This is a genomic window from Pseudomonas sp. IT-P100 (assembly GCF_949767185.1).
GTDB classification, from domain to species: domain Bacteria; phylum Pseudomonadota; class Gammaproteobacteria; order Pseudomonadales; family Pseudomonadaceae; genus Aquipseudomonas; species Aquipseudomonas fluorescens_B.
The window spans coordinates 1-15,010 of sequence record NZ_CATKQK010000058.1; the positions used below are offsets into that span (position 1 = coordinate 1).

Annotated in this window: 12 protein-coding genes; 1 reads left to right on the top strand and 11 read right to left on the bottom strand. The window is 61.2% G+C overall.

The features are described from left to right. From ACM6IQ_RS28090 to arnB, 9 genes are all read right to left on the bottom strand, one after another. Positions 1-1,962 (bottom strand): type VI secretion system tip protein VgrG (locus ACM6IQ_RS28090; protein WP_414880375.1); only part of this gene is annotated, 1,962 nt, incomplete at its 3' end. A 292-nt stretch (positions 1,963-2,254) separates the two neighbouring features. Beyond that, entirely contained in the window at positions 2,255-3,634 is a 1,380-nt protein-coding gene (locus ACM6IQ_RS28095) for a UDP-glucose dehydrogenase family protein (protein WP_017339032.1), read from the bottom strand. Then, positions 3,631-4,032, bottom strand: coding sequence for a 4-amino-4-deoxy-L-arabinose-phosphoundecaprenol flippase subunit ArnF (gene arnF, locus ACM6IQ_RS28100; protein WP_414880376.1), 402 nt, complete (start codon positions 4,030-4,032; stop codon positions 3,631-3,633). The genes ACM6IQ_RS28095 and arnF overlap by 4 nt, the downstream gene beginning before the upstream one ends. Next, positions 4,029-4,373 carry a 4-amino-4-deoxy-L-arabinose-phosphoundecaprenol flippase subunit ArnE gene (arnE, locus tag ACM6IQ_RS28105; RefSeq protein ID WP_414880377.1) on the bottom strand — a complete coding sequence of 115 codons (345 nt, stop codon included), beginning with the start codon at positions 4,371-4,373 and terminating at the stop codon, positions 4,029-4,031. The genes arnF and arnE overlap by 4 nt, the downstream gene beginning before the upstream one ends. Further along, positions 4,370-6,019 carry a lipid IV(A) 4-amino-4-deoxy-L-arabinosyltransferase gene (arnT, locus tag ACM6IQ_RS28110; RefSeq protein WP_414880378.1) on the bottom strand — a complete coding sequence of 550 codons (1,650 nt, stop codon included), beginning with the start codon at positions 6,017-6,019 and terminating at the stop codon, positions 4,370-4,372. The genes arnE and arnT overlap by 4 nt, the downstream gene beginning before the upstream one ends. After that, positions 6,016-6,900: a 4-deoxy-4-formamido-L-arabinose-phosphoundecaprenol deformylase gene (arnD, locus tag ACM6IQ_RS28115; protein WP_414880379.1), complete on the bottom strand. Its 885-nt coding sequence runs from the start codon at positions 6,898-6,900 to the stop codon at positions 6,016-6,018. The genes arnT and arnD overlap by 4 nt, the downstream gene beginning before the upstream one ends. Then, a complete protein-coding gene (arnA, locus tag ACM6IQ_RS28120) occupies positions 6,900-8,891 on the bottom strand; it encodes a bifunctional UDP-4-amino-4-deoxy-L-arabinose formyltransferase/UDP-glucuronic acid oxidase ArnA (RefSeq protein WP_414880380.1) in 1,992 nt (663 codons plus the stop codon). Before arnA ends, arnD begins: the two co-directional genes overlap by 1 nt. Further along, complete coding sequence (gene arnC / locus ACM6IQ_RS28125) at positions 8,888-9,907, bottom strand: undecaprenyl-phosphate 4-deoxy-4-formamido-L-arabinose transferase (RefSeq protein ID WP_414880381.1); 1,020 nt, start codon at positions 9,905-9,907, stop codon at positions 8,888-8,890. Before arnC ends, arnA begins: the two co-directional genes overlap by 4 nt. Continuing rightward, a complete protein-coding gene (gene arnB, locus ACM6IQ_RS28130) occupies positions 9,904-11,052 on the bottom strand; it encodes a UDP-4-amino-4-deoxy-L-arabinose aminotransferase (protein ID WP_414880382.1) in 1,149 nt (382 codons plus the stop codon). The genes arnC and arnB overlap by 4 nt, the downstream gene beginning before the upstream one ends. 404 nt (positions 11,053-11,456) lie before the next feature. On the opposite strand from arnB, the gene xerC reads away from it, so the two are divergent. Then, positions 11,457-12,347: a site-specific integrase gene (xerC, locus tag ACM6IQ_RS28135; protein ID WP_414880383.1), complete on the top strand. Its 891-nt coding sequence runs from the start codon at positions 11,457-11,459 to the stop codon at positions 12,345-12,347. Here the strand turns inward: xerC and ACM6IQ_RS28140 are convergent. Both ACM6IQ_RS28140 and ACM6IQ_RS28145 read right to left on the bottom strand, forming a co-directional pair. After that, complete coding sequence (locus ACM6IQ_RS28140) at positions 12,344-13,414, bottom strand: ABC transporter ATP-binding protein (protein WP_017339023.1); 1,071 nt, start codon at positions 13,412-13,414, stop codon at positions 12,344-12,346. The genes xerC and ACM6IQ_RS28140 overlap by 4 nt on opposite strands. Further along, positions 13,411-15,009, bottom strand: coding sequence for an ABC transporter permease (locus ACM6IQ_RS28145; protein WP_031318954.1), 1,599 nt, complete (start codon positions 15,007-15,009; stop codon positions 13,411-13,413). The genes ACM6IQ_RS28140 and ACM6IQ_RS28145 overlap by 4 nt, the downstream gene beginning before the upstream one ends. Position 15,010 lies beyond the last annotated feature (1 nt).

Consider the following 15,010-nt stretch of genomic DNA (forward strand, 5'->3'; position numbering starts at 1 on the left):
ACGGGTTGAAATCAATGCATGGCGTTGTTGGGCCGCATCAAACGTCACTTTCAGCAACGGCAAGGCGCCCGGCATCAGAGGCTCCGCTGGCAAGCTCACGGGTGGGGCGCCGCCCACCAGAATCGGCACGCTGCTGAAAATGCCCTCCGGTCCCAACACCAGCCATTGACCGCCACCCATGATCGCGAGGTGCGTCCCGCCATTGATGACGACTTGTTGCACCGCACTGAAGTGAAGCTGTTGCATCGCACTGAGGCGTTGATTCGCGACGCGCACATGTCGATCCCCCAGGACCAGCAGGTGGTCGTCCTGCTTGAGTTCGGTCAGGCGGGTGCCGTGGGTTAAATGGCGTTCCTCGCCACGCAGGTCGTGGCTGGTAGTTCCTCCGACCACCACGTTGCGCTGGTTGTCGACTTGAATGCGCTCATCGTTCAGAACGTGCTGCACGAAATCGCGTTGGGCACGCAGGGCAATTTCCTCGGCGCCTTTTCTGTCCTCGATGCGCAGCTCGTTGTAACCACCACCGCCAGGACTGCTCTGGCTGCGGAAAATGCTGCGGGTCTGTTCCGCGGGCAAATCCAGTGGCACCGGAGTCGAGGCGTTGGGCAGACAGCACAAGACGTAGGGTTTGTCCGGATCGCCGTCGGTAAAACCTACCTGCACCTCCATTCCGACGCGCGGGATCTGCACGCTGCCGTAACGGTCATGAGCCCAACCTGTGGCGACTCGCAGCCAGCAGCTCGATTGTTCGTTTTGCTGACCGTCGCGGTCCCACAGCAGCTGGACTTTCACTCGACCGTACTGATCGCAATAAATCTCTTCACCGGGCGGGCCGGTAACGACGGCGTGCTGATTGCCGGACATACGGGGCTTGGGGTGGTCAAGCGCTGGCCGAAATATCACGTCCCACGGTGTGGCGACGAAGTGATTACGGTAACCCTGGCTGAAACCGTCCTGCGCGCGGGTGTCGGTCATCGCCTCTTCCAGCACTTGGGGTTGCAAGCCGACATGCTCGACCTGCGTCAACAACCACAGGCCATTGCGCTCAGGGCATGGATGCTCGGTCATCTCGACAAAGTGACCGCTGCGCAGGGCGCTTTGGTCACTGCGTCCATTGGCCAGCTGGTAATCGGCGCGGTGGCGCTCCAGTGCCAGATTGGTCAGCTGTTTACCGCGCTCACGATGGATGAATTGCCCGGGGAACGCATAGTCCTCAAGGTGCGGCACCAGCGGTTTTTTAGACTCGCTGTCGAGTTGCACGCGTGGTTTTTCGAAATCGTAATCGCGACGGCTGACATGGGTCGGGCGGGTATTCAGTTTTAGCTTGAATTGGTCGATCACTGGCGCTTGCGCAACCATGCCACTGGCTTGCCTGTAGGCGGTTGACCGTTCTGGTTTCGAAAAACTGGTTTGATCGTCGCCGAACACCAGCACATGCCCCTCGGCGCTGTGCTCGAAGTGAAAGTGCAGACCTTCTTCCTCGCACAACCTTTGCAGGAAATGCAGGTCCGTCTCGTACTGCACGCAATACAGCCGGGGTCGGTACTCGGCATTCAGCTGGAAGCGCCAGGTATCAGCCTGCATTCCTTGATCTTTCAGCACCTTTGCAATGATTTGCGGCACGCTGAGGTTTTGAAAAATGCGCTGGTTGTGGCAATGGGAGAGATAGCTGAGGTGCGGCACCAGGGTCATCTGGTAGCGGGTCAGGCGCTTGCCTGAATCACCTTCGGCAACTGCATGGATTTGCCCGTGGATGCCGGCACCGTCAGCTCCGAAGCGCAAAAAAGCCGAGCGATGATGAAGCGACTTGATGTCCAGGTCGTGGCGTTCGCCGACCAGTTCGAGATTGACTTCGTAGGGTTGATTCAGCGCTTCCCTGGCGCGGAATTCGAGTACCTGAAGGTCACGGGGAAAACCTTGAATGTCGAGGGTGAAAACGACGGGTTTAACGGCGCTGAACATCCACATTTCCTTGTGTCTATTTCAAGACTCGGGACTTTGCGTGGATCGGCTCATTGATGAATGTCAGACGAATCGCTATTTGGCGTAGGGCGAGTCCGTTAAGTTGGAATCTACGGTCAGGTGCGGACCACTGACACATGGTTGTAGGAGGGGGCTGTAGGGCGGGCGCGGGACTGCGCTGTATCGAGGGCGTAAAACGCAGGATGCGTCTGACAAACCCCGGTACTGAACAACACCAGTGCCAGCAGCCCTACCCCTAGGGACTGCTGACAAATGCTCGGCGAGTTAACGATCAAGCGACATCGGAAGCCACCGGCCATTGCTGATACGGAATCGGCAGCTTGCGCGAGTCGCCGCGCCCCATCGGGAAGTACATGAATCCGTTGCGCGCCAGGCGATCGGCGTCGTACAGGTTGCGTCCGTCAAAAATCACCGGGGCTTTGAGCCGTTGCTGGATCAGGTTGAAATCCGGTGCCTTGAACTGCTGCCACTCGGTGCAGATGATCAACGCATCGGCGCCGGCGAGCACCGATTCCGGGGTGCCCATGAGCATCAGCTTTGCTTCGTCGGGGTACAAATGCTGGGTTTCCTGCATCGCTTCCGGATCGAACGCGCGCACGCTGGCGCCGGCGGCCCACAGCGATTCGAGCAGCACGCGACTTGGTGCGTCGCGCATGTCATCGGTGTTGGGTTTGAACGCGAGGCCCCACACGGCGAACGTCTTGCCGCGCAGATCGCCCTTGTAGAACGCGTTGATGCGTTCGAACAGCTTGTGTTTCTGCCGCTGGTTGATTGCTTCCACCGCTTGCAGCAGGTCACTGGAGCAATGCGCTTCTTCGGCGCTGTGGATCAGGGCGCGCATGTCTTTGGGAAAACACGAACCGCCGTAACCGCAGCCGGGGTAGATGAAGTGATAGCCGATGCGCGAATCCGCGCCGATGCCCAGGCGCACCGATTCGATGTCGGCGCCAAGGTGCTCGGCCAGTTCAGCGATCTGGTTGATGAAGCTGATCTTGGTTGCGAGCATGCAGTTGGCCGCGTATTTGGTCAGTTCGGCACTGCGCAGGTCCATGAACATGATCCGGTCATGGTTGCGGTTGAACGGTGCGTAAAGATCGCGCATGACGTCGCGCACCTCATCGCTTTCGCAGCCGATGACGATACGGTCCGGGCGCCGGCAATCGGCCACGGCCGAGCCTTCTTTCAGAAACTCCGGGTTGGAGACGATCTCGAACTGCAACAACCGCCCGACCTTGATCAGGCACTTGTCGATGTGTGCGCGCAAGGTATCGCCGGTGCCCACGGGAACGGTGGATTTCTCCACCAGAATCACCGGGTGTTCGCGATGACGGGCCACCGCTTCGCCCACCGACAGTACGTAGCGCAGGTCCGCCGAGCCATCGTCCCGGGACGGCGTGCCCACCGCGATGAACAGCACCTGGCCGTGTTGCACGGCGAACTTTTCATCGGTGGTGAACTGCAGTCGCCTGGCGTCGAGGCTTTCGCGCACCAGGCTGGCGAGCCCCGGTTCGAAAATGCTCACGTGGCCCTGTTGCAGCAACTCGACTTTTTTCTCGTCGATGTCCATGCAGACCACGTCGTGGCCGACTTCTGCCAGCACAGCGGCCTGCACCAGGCCCACGTAACCGCTACCAAACACACTGATTTTCATAGGTCACTCCTGAGGTTGGACGCATGAGCAGGTCGAGAGTTGATGGTGATGACGCCGAGGATGACCAGGGCCACCCCGAGGCTTTTGGAAAGGCTGAATTCTTCGTTGAACGCCGGCAGCGCCACGGCGAGCAGGTACACCAGCGCGTAGCTGATGCTCAACAGCGAGTAAGCCCGGCCCAGTGGCACATCGCGCAGGGCGGCGAGCCAGCTGAACATCGACAGGGCATAGGCGAGGATGGCGACCAGCACCACGACCACAGCGGTCGGATCAATCGGGGCTGTCTGCCAGTGTTCCGGTGACGGCAGGCGCGTCATGCTCCAGCGCATGCCCAGCTGCGCGGCGCTGCCCAGCAGCACGCTGCCGAGGGCGAAGGTGAGGCCACGGCGCAGGCTCATGTGTGCAGTCCCAGCAAAATCACGCCGCCCATCACCAGCGCCACGCCCAACCAGTGACGGCGGTCGATGGGTTCGTGGAAGACGAAGCGGGCGATCAGGGTAATCAGCACGAAATTCAGACTCAGCATCGGGTACGCGACGCCGACTTCAAGGCGTTGCAACACCAGCAGCCACACCAGCAAGCCCGCGCCCAACGCTGCGATTGCCAGCCACAACCATGGCGAGCGCAGTTTGTCGCCCCAAGCCGATGACCGGCCGCGCCAGTGCTCCACGGCGTATTTCTGGGCGATCTGGCCCAGACCGGTGAGCAGGCAGGCTGCCAACACCAGCAACAGGCTCATGACGCACCCTGAGGAAAAATCAGAATCACAAGGTTGCCTTGTTCATAGCGTTTGCCATCCTTGGGCAAGTGTTCGATTTCACGCAGCTCGTCCTCCCCTTTGACCCGCATCAGCACGCCCACCGAACCGTTCCGGCGAGCGTCGCGCATCCACTGCAGCACGCGATCGGGGTCGACGCGCTGCTGCGCGCCGTCAGGATAAGCGAGGCCATATTTCAATTCGCCTATCGTGTTGTACAACGCCACGTCCGGGCGTTTCAGGCGCCAGGCCAGGGCCGAAGCGGCGCCCAGATCGTTGCTCAGCAGCGTTTCGGCCTGGCCGAGTTCCTGTGCATGCTCGAGGACGAACTGGTCGGGCATCTTGTTGGCCACCACCGCTTCGGGCATCGCCGCCGGTAGAACACCGATCAGCAACAGACTGCCGAAGGCCGGCGCCGCCCAGCATTGCAACGGTCGGAACGCTTGCAGCAGGTTGGCCATGATCCAGCCGATCAGGCCTATAAACACGAGCACGAGGCTGTGCAGTTCGTGGTCGTACAGGGGGCTTTTCAGTTGCAGATAGACAAGGGCGAGCAGGGTGGTCAGGCCCAGAAGGAGGTTGAGCAAGCCATTGATGCCCAACGCCAGGCCTTGCTCCAGCCGCAGGCGATCCGCCAGTGCGTTGCCCAGCAACAAGGCCAGGGGCAACAGGCACGGCAGGATGTAGGTCGGCAACTTGCCGTTGCTCAGGCTGAAAAACAGCATCGGCATCAGCAACCACAGCAGCAGAAAGCCGATGCTGGCCTGACCGCGGGTTTGCCACGCCTGCTTCAGTGCCGACGGCAATAACGCGGCCCACGGCAGACTGAACGCCACCAGCATTGGCAGGTAGAACCACCACGGCGCGTCATGCTGCGCATCGTCACCGGCGAAACGGCGGATGTGTTCGTGCCAGAAGAAGAACCGCCAGTAATCGGGCTCCTGCGCATGCACCGCCAAGGCCCATGGCAGGCTCACGGCGATGGCCACGGCTATCGCCACCGCGCCGTAGCGCAACAACTCGCGCCAGCGTCTTTGCCAGATCATCCACGGCAGTGCGATCAGTACCGGCAACAGCCAGGCCAGAAATCCCTTGGTCAGGAACCCCATGCCACACGCCAGGCCCAGCAACGCCCAACCGATCAGGCGCCGGCCACGGCTGACGCTGTCCAGGGCAAACCACAAAGCCACCAGGCTCAGGTTGACCCAAAAGGTAAATTGCGGATCGAGGTTGGCGTAACCCGCTTGCCCGGCCACCACGGTAAAACTCATGTACAGCAGCGCGCAGGCAAAACTCTTGCGCGGCTCGTTCCAGAGCCGGCGGGCAATCAGGTAACACAGCATCACGCTGAGCCCGGTGCTGAGGGCCGAAACGAAACGCACGCCGAACAGGTTGTTGCCAAACACCGCCTGACTGAGGGCGATCATCCAGTAACCGGCCACCGGTTTTTCGAAGTAGCGCAGGCCCATGAAATGCGGCGAAACCCAGTCGCCGCTCAAGAGCATGCCCTGGCTGATTTGCGCGTAGCGGGTTTCGTCCGGAATCCACAAACCGTGGCTGCCCATCGGCAGCAGATAAGCCAACAGACAAAGGCCCAGCAACAACGGCAATGCCCAGCGTTTGCTCATACGCCTTGCACTCCCAGCCAGCCTTCGCGACCGTCGAGCGCGCCGCGCACCACCCGGCCACCGGGCAAGGTGTCCAGTGTTTCGGGCAGCAAATCACCCAAAGGCTGAAAACGGATATCGCGCTGACGCGCATCGGCCAGCAGTTGACGGAAATCGTGGGCCATCAGAATCCCTTCCACTTCGGCGTGGACCGTGTAGACGTTGAGGTTTTGCGCCGTGAATCGTTCAAGAATGAACCCGTTGAAATCCTCGGCCGTGACGGCCGGGCCGACCACTTCATCGAAGGTGGGCAGGTCCACCGGGATCTGGGGCACGCCCAGACCACCATCGGCCAATGTCGGCCGGAACAGACTGCGGCCACGACAATCGCTGTTGTAGCGAAAACCGAAACCCTGCTTGGCTTCGATCACACGCTCGTCCGCCCGCCAACCCGCCGCCGCCGAGCAGTCGATTTTTTGTCCGAGGATGTCGCTCAGCGTGTCCACGCCCTGACGTATCTGCTCGATCAGCTGTGCGTCGCTCCAGCGTCCGACATTGGCCTGCCAGCCGTGGTGATCCCAGGCATGCAGACCGACTTCATGCCCGGCCGCCCGGGTTTGCCGCATCAAATGCCCGAGATCGCGGCCGATCGGCTTGCCCGGCCACGCGGTGCCGGCCAGCAGAATGTCCCAGCCGTACAGTCCGGCGGCGTTGGAGCGCAGCATCTTCCAGAGAAACTGCGGGCGGATCAGGCGCCACAGGTGCCGCCCCATGTTGTCCGGCCCGACGCTGAAAAAAAACGTCGCTTTGACCTGGGCCTCATCAAGCATTTCCAGCAATCGCGGCACGCCCTCACGAGTGCCTCGGTAGGTGTCGACATCAATCCGGAGGCCCGCTTTCATCAAACGTTGTCCGCGATTTCGAGCAGGGCTTCACGCAAGAAGAAATCCAGCGTGTTGCCGATGGTTTCACTCATCTCCACGGTCGGCGTCCAGTCCAGCAAGCGCTTGGCGTTGTCGATGCTCGGTTTGCGGTGGGACACGTCCTGGTAACCCGCACCGTAGAACGCCTTGCTTTCGACGTCGCGGAACCCGGCGAATGGCGGGAAATTGTGGCGCAGCGGGTGCGCTTCGAACTGACGCAGCAGCTCTTCGCCCAACTGGCGGATGCTCGCTTCGTTGTCCGGGTTGCCGATGTTGATGATCTGGCCGTTGCAGGCATCGTTGCGGTTGTCGATGATCCGCGCCAGCGCTTCCACGCCGTCGGCAATGTCAGTGAAGCAGCGTTTTTGCTCACCGCCGTCGAACAGGCGAATCGGCGTGCCTTCCACCAGATTGAGGATCAGTTGCGTGATCGCTCGGGAGCTGCCGATGCGAGCCGAGTCCAGACGGTCGAGGCGCGGCCCCATCCAGTTGAAGGGGCGGAACAGGGTGAAGTTCAGGCCTTTCTGGCCATAAGCCCAGATCACCCGGTCGAGCAGTTGCTTGGAAGTCGAGTAGATCCAGCGTTGCTTGTTGATCGGCCCGACCACCAGGCTGGATGTGTCCTCGTCGAATTTGTCGTCCTGGCACATGCCATAGACTTCCGACGTCGACGGGAAGATCACCCGCTTGTGGTATTTGACGCAGTAGCGAACCAGCTTGAGGTTTTCTTCGAAATCCAGCTCGAACACGCGCAGCGGGTTGCGGGTGTACTCGATGGGCGTGGCGATCGCGACCAGCGGCAGGATCACGTCGCACTTCTTGATGTGGTACTCGATCCACTCGGAATGGATGCTGATATCGCCTTCGACGAAATGGAAATTCGGATGGCTGCGCAAACGCGAGATGGCATCGGAGCCGATGTCGAGTCCGTACACCTCGTAGCGGTCATCGCGCAGCAAACGCTCGGACAAGTGATTGCCGATGAAACCGTTGACGCCGAGGATCAGCACGCGTGTGCGGCGTGGCGTGCGTGCGGATTCGGCACCTCGCAGCACGGAACCGTCGACCAGACCGAGTTCGCCGGCCAGTTGCGGCCCGCTCAGGTACAAGCCGTTTTCGTTGCGCTGACCGGCGCTGATCAGCAGCGAATCTTCGCCGCAAGCGATGCGCAATGGATCGACGCTGATGACCCGCCCCGGCATCTGGCCTTCGTTGCCCTTGACCACTTCGGCGCTCCAGACAACCAGCTTGTGTTCGCCCACCGCGCAGAACGCGCCGGGATAAGGTTGGGTGACGGCGCGCACCAGGTTGAACAGTTCTTCTGCCGGTTTTTGCCAGATCAGTTTGCCGTCGGCGGGCGTGCGGCGACCGAACGTCGTGGCCTGGGATTCGTCTTGCGGCGTTTCACTGACCTTGCCGGCGAGCAACGCGGGCAAGGTGTCGCGTAACAGGTCGGTAGCGGCCCCGCGCAGTTTGCCGTGCAGGCTCAGCGCGGTGTCGCTGCGCTCGATTCCAACCTTCTTCTGGGCGAGGATGGCACCGGCATCGGCGCGCTTGACCATGCGGTGCAGGGTCACGCCGGTTTCGCTTTCGCCGTTGACCAGCACCCAATTGGCCGGAGCACGACCGCGATAGCGTGGCAGCAACGAACCGTGCAGGTTGAATGCGCCTTTGCGTGCGGTGGCCAGCAGCGGTTCGCTCAGCAGCTGGCGGTAGTAGAACGAGAACAGGTAATCGGGGTTGAGCTGGCTGATGCGCTCGATCCACAGCGGATGGTTGACGTCTTCCGGGGCGTGCACCGCAATGCCCCGGCGTGCGCACAGTTGTGCAACGGAGGCGTAGAAAGCGTTCTCCTTGGGATCATCGGCGTGGGTGAACACGGCAGCAATCTCATAACCGCTGTCGAGCAGGGTTTCGATACCGGTACAGCCAATATCGTGATAGGCGAAAACAACTGCTTTTGCGCTCATGAGAGAACCTGATCTGAAGAAGTGGAATTGAGGCCGTCAACGGTGATGACGGGAACGGGTGTGGCGGGCTGGCTGCGAAGGACTTTTTCGATGAAAAACCGCGGACGCGCACGGACATCGCTGTACATGCGCCCCAGGTATTCGCCCAACAGGCCCATGCCGATGAACTGGCCGCCGGTGAACACGAACAGCACGGCGAACAGCACGAACATCCCGTCACCGGCCCAACTGGCGCCGAACACCAGCCGCAAGACAATCAGCACGGTGGCAAACGCCACGCCGAGCCCGGCCATGGCGAAGCCGACAATGCTCAACAACCGCAACGGCGTGGTGGTCATGCAAGTGATCAGGTCGAACATCAGGTTGATCAGGCGCATGGGGCTGTACTTCGATTCGCCGTGTTCGCGCTCGGCGTGAGTCACCAGGATTTCCGTGGTGTGCCGGGCGAAGCTGTTGGCGAGGATAGGGATGAAGGTGCTGCGCTCGCGGCAGGCGAGCATCGCGTCGACAATCGATCGACGATAGGCGCGGAGCATGCAGCCGTAATCACTCATGGCGACGCCGGTGGAACGCTGCACGGCGAGGTTGATCAGCTTCGAGGGCCAACGGCGCAGGGCCGAATCCTGACGGTTGCTACGTACCGTGGCGACCACGTCATAGCCAAGCTCAGCCTGGGCCACCAGGCGAGGAATCTCTTCGGGCGGGTTTTGCAGATCGGCATCTAGGGTGATGACGACATCGCCCTTGCACTGCTCGAAACCGGCCATGATTGCCGCGTGCTGGCCGTAATTGCGGTTGAGAATGACCGCCACCACCGGGCTGCAATCGCGACTGGCGGCCTCTTCGAGGATCTGCGCGGAATTGTCGCGGCTGCCGTCGTCGACCAACACGATTTCGTAGTCGTGGTGCAGTTGCTGGCACGCCGCTTCGGTGCGCCTGAGCAATTCGGGCAGGCTGTCCTTCTCGTTGTAGACCGGGATGACGATCGACACGCAACGGATCGGGTAAGGTTTCACAGGCGTGTGTCCAGTGTGAGTTCGATGGCGCTGACGACACGGTCGACGTCCTCGGTGGTCATGTCGGGGAACAACGGGATCGAGCACAGGCGTGCCGAGTTCCATTCGGTGTTGGGCAGGTAGATGTTGGGGAAGCGCTGGCGGTACCAGGTGTGCAAGTGGGTGGCGATGAAGTGGATGCCGGTGCCGATGTTCCGCGCCTGCAGGGCGTGCATGAACGCTTCACGGTCGAGTCCGCAGCGCTCGGCATCGATGCGCAGGATGAACAGGTGCCAGGCGTGCTGCTGCGGGTAAACCGGAATCGCCAGCGGTTGCACCGGCGAGCCTTCCAGACGCTGCAAATAGCGTCTGGCCAGCGCGGAACGCTTGGCATTGATCTCATCCAGGCGTTCCAGTTGCACCAGGGCGATGGCGGCATTGATGTCGGCCAGGTTGTATTTGAACCCCGGTTCGATCACCTGGGCCTGGGGTTTGCGGCCGTGGGTCATGCGGTCATAGGCATCGACGCCGAGCCCGTGAAACTTGAGCATGCGCACCCGGTTGGCCAGCGCCTCATCGTCGCTGACGAACATCGCACCCTCGGCGCAGGTCATGTTCTTGATCGCGTGGAACGAGAAGATCGCCGTGCCTTTCGCGCCGACGTGACGGTTTTTGTAGAAGGTGCCCGCCGCATGGGCAGCATCTTCGATCACCGGGATGCCGTGTTTGTCGGCCAAGGCGTAAAGCGCATCGAGATCGAATGCCGCGCCGGCGTAGTGCACCGGAATGATTGCCCGAGTGCGTGGGGTGATGGCCGCTTCGATGTGTTCGACGCTGCTCATCAGCGTGTCGCGGTCGACGTCGACAAACACCGGCGTCGCGCCCAGCAGGCAGATCATGTTGGCGGTGGAAACCCAGGTCTGGGATGGCGTGATGACTTCGTCGCCGGGTCCGATGCCCAAGGCCAATAACGTGACATGCATGGCGCCGGTGGCCGAGGACAACGCCACGGCATGGCGGCAGCCAACATAGTTGGCGAAGTGTTCTTCGAGTTGCTGGTTTTTCGGCCCGGTAGTGATCCACCCGGAGCGCAATACTTGCTCTAAGGCGGCTATTTCTTCATCGCCGATACTGGGGCGGGAGAAGGGGAGAAAAGCCTCACTCATGGAAAACCTCGGGGCGTAAGCCGTCCTTCGGGGGAAGTACCGAAATAAACGGGATTTCAATGGTTTAGTGACCTGTCGGGCACGAGCCTTATTTGACTTTTGCAGCCATGGCCGGCAGGTTGGGAGCCTATCGAGGCCCACCGGGTAGAGACGAGGTTAGGCCGGTTTTTGTGAAAGGAACATCAAAAAACGGCGATGGAATCGTTTATCTGAACGTTATTAAGCCAATGTTCAGGCTTCTGCCGTTCATCGCGCTCTTTAGTAGAAAAGTCCTGCAGAAGTGTCCCGCTTTATATGAAGAATGTTTCAATCCTTAGTTGTTTTATTGATCTGTTTCCACTCAAGGCCGTTTTGTTTTGATTGACTTACCTGTTACTGATTCAACTGCTGCAAAGACCAATCCGATGCCCCTGTATCTGGCGCGACTGGCGCCGTCCAGCCAACTGACCATGCGTTATGTGTTGCAGGACGCCGCCGACCGCCTGGGCTTCGAAGACATGAATGTCGAGGAGATTCCCTGGCACCAGTTGCAGCCCGAGGATGTGATCGCGCTGGTGGCGGCGTTGCGCGCGGACGGCTACGCGCCCAACACGTCTTCGCTGTACGTCAACGCCGTGCGCGGGGTGATGAATGAAGCGTGGCGCATGAGCCTGATCAGCCAGGAACACTTGCTGAAGATGCGCTCGGTCAAGGGCATTGGCGGCACACGGTTGTCCCAGGGACGCAATCTGCGCCGCTCGCTGATCCAGGAAATGATGGCAGTCTGTGCTGCCGATCCACGGCCACAAGGCCTGCGGGACGCGGCGATCATCGGGATTCTGTACGGTTCGGGCATGCGCAAATCAGAGTCGGTGAACCTCGACCTCGATCAGGTGGATTTCACCGAACGCAGCCTGCGGGTGACCGCCAAAGGCAACAAACAGCTGATCAAATACGCACCGGCCTGGGCGTTCGCCAAACTGGATGCCTGGCTGGAGCTACGACGCTCGCAACTCAAGGAAGGCGAGGTGGATGATGCGTTCCTGTTCAATCGCATCCGCCGCGGCAGCCACATCACCCGTGAGCGCATCACCAAACACGCGATCTATTACATCGCCCGGCAACGCGGCGCGCAGGTCGGGGTGAAAATCATGCCCCATGACTTTCGGCGCTCGTTCATTACCCGGGTGATCGAGGAACATGACTTGTCGATTGCGCAGAAACTTGCCCATCACAGCAATATCCAGACGACAGCCAACTACGACGTGCGCGATGACAATGAGCGGCGGCGGGCGATAGACCGCTTCGACCTTTAAGATTCACTCAACACATGGGCGTGGCCGATGGTCGAGACGTGAACCGCACTGCCGGTCGGTGGCGCGTACAGGCCCGAACTGCGCACCATCAATGACCGACCGGGCAGGTCGGTGGATGACAGAGGTTCCAGTTCCACGGTCAATGTGCAGGTATTGCCGCTGAAATCGCGCTCGGTCACCACGGCTCGACAACCGGCGGTCTCGACCGAGCTGGAAACGATACCGACCAGTTGCAACTGCTCGGGCCGCAGCATGATCTGCGCACAGTGGTTGTTGCGATGATTGTTGACCGGGATCCGCCCGAGATCGCAATGCGCCCAGCCGGCTTCGATCCGGGCCGGCATGACCACGGCATCGCCGAGGAACATTGCGGTTTGTTCGTCACCGGGATAGCGGTAAAGGTCCAGCGGATGACCGGACTGCACCACACGCCCCTCACGCATGACCGCAAGCTGATCGGCAAACGACAGCGCTTCACTCTGGTCATGGGTGACCAGAATGGTGGTGACACCGGCGTCCGCCAGCAACCGCGCCACCAGTTTGCGCATGGCGGCGCGCAAGCCGGTATCGAGCGCGGAAAATGGCTCGTCCAGCAACATCAGGCGCGGCTGTTGCGCCAGCGCTCGCGCCAGTGCCACACGTTGTTGTTGGCCGCCGGAAAGCTCATGGGGCCAACGATTGGCCATGCTGGAATCCAGTGCCACGCTGTCCATCAGTTCGGCAATACGCTCGTGTTTGATGGCGCCCTTGGTCGACAGGCCGAAACCGATGTTGGCGGCCACGGTCATGTGCGGAAACAGGGCGCCGTCCTGCGGGACATAACCGATCTGACGTTGATGCGCCGGGACTTCGTGGGTGTCGTCCACCAACGTCTGGCCATTGAACGTCAGGCGGCCCGAGTCCGGAAACTCGAAACCGGCGATCATGCGCAGCAAGGTGGTTTTACCCGAACCGGAAGGCCCGACGATCACCGTGCGGCTACCCGTGGGCACCGTCAGGCTGATGTTTTCCAGGGCGCGATGCGCGCCATAGGATTTGCAGATCGAATGCAGTTCAAGAGCGTTCATCGGCCAGCCGTTCGTTTGGATTGGTGATAGAGGAGCCCGGTCAACGGAAGTGACAGCAGGATCATCAGCAAGGCATAAGGCGCAGCGGCGGCGTAGTCGATCTCGCTGGTCAACGCCCAGAACCCGGTCGCCAGCGTGCGCGTGCCGTTCGGGGCGAGCAGCAGGGTGGCGGTCAATTCATTGGTGATCGCCAGGAACACCAGCGCGGCACCCGCAGCAGCACCGGGCGCGGCGAGGCGCAGGGTAATCAACCACAACGCACGACCGGGAGAGCGACCGAGACTGCGGGCGATGTTCTCCAGCTCAACCGGCGCCTGAGCGATGCCCGCCCGCAAACTCACCAGCGCACGGGGTAAAAACATCAGCAGGTACGCAAGCAACACGGTAATCGTGGTCTGATAAATCGGCCGGGCGAAATGCACCGTGACCGTCACCAACGCCAGGGCGACCACAATGCCCGGCAACGAACTGGTGATGTAGTTGCAGCTTTCGAGGATCCGTTGCAGCCGACCCGGCGAGCGGATCGACAGCCACGCAATCGGAATCGCCGCGCAGGTGGTGAGGGCCGCGCCGGCAACCCCAAGCAGCAGCGTCTGTTGCAGTGCCGGCATCAGCTCGGCCATCTGCCAGACCTGCGAGCCACCGGCGATCAGCCACTTGCCCAAGGTGATCAACGGCACCCCGAGCGCGAGGGCGCAGGTCACCAACAGCAAGGTCAGCGCGAGAACGGTCGGCAACTTTTTCAGGCGTACGACCTGCTGTTCGCGGGCGCTCCCGGAACCGACGCGGGCATACCGCGCATTGCCACGCGCCGCCGATTCGACGGTCAGCATCGCCAGGCAACACAGCGCGAGCACACCCGCCAGCATGTTCGCGGCTGGCCCGTTGAAGGTGGATTTGAACTGATCGAAGATCGCTGTGGTGAAGGTGTCGAAGCGGATCATCGCGTACAGGCCGTATTCGGCGAGCAGGTGCAGCCCGACCAACAAGGCGCCGCCGCAAATGGCCAGACGCAGCTGCGGCAGCACCACGCGAAAAAACACCGCCCAAGGTTTGAGCCCCATCGATTGCGCGACATCTTCGATGGCCGGATCGAGGCGACGCAACGTCGCCGCAATCGGCAAGTAGAGGAACGGGAAGTAGGCGATGACCGACACCAGAACCCCGGCAAACAGCCCGTGAATCGGCGGCACCAGACTGACCCAGGCATAGCTGTGAACGAATGCCGGGACCGCCAGCGGCGCGGTCGCCAGCAACGACCACCAGCGCCGCCCCGGCAGATCGCTGCGCTCGGTCAGCCAGGCGAGTGTCACGCCCAGCGCGACGCACAGGGGAATCGTGATCAGCACCAGCAATACGGTGTTGATGAACAGCTCGCCGACCCGTGGCCGAAACACCAGTGCGAGCAAGGTTGTCCAGCCGGTTTGCACGGACACGCCGATGACAAAAGCGATTGGCAGCAGCGCCAGCAGCGAAACCAGCACCGACAAACCGATCACCCATGCACCGCCGCGACCCACGAACACTCCGCGAGAGCGGCGGCGCAAATGTGCGGGTATCGCCTCAGCGACGACCGCCGGTAATGTTTCAGGCATC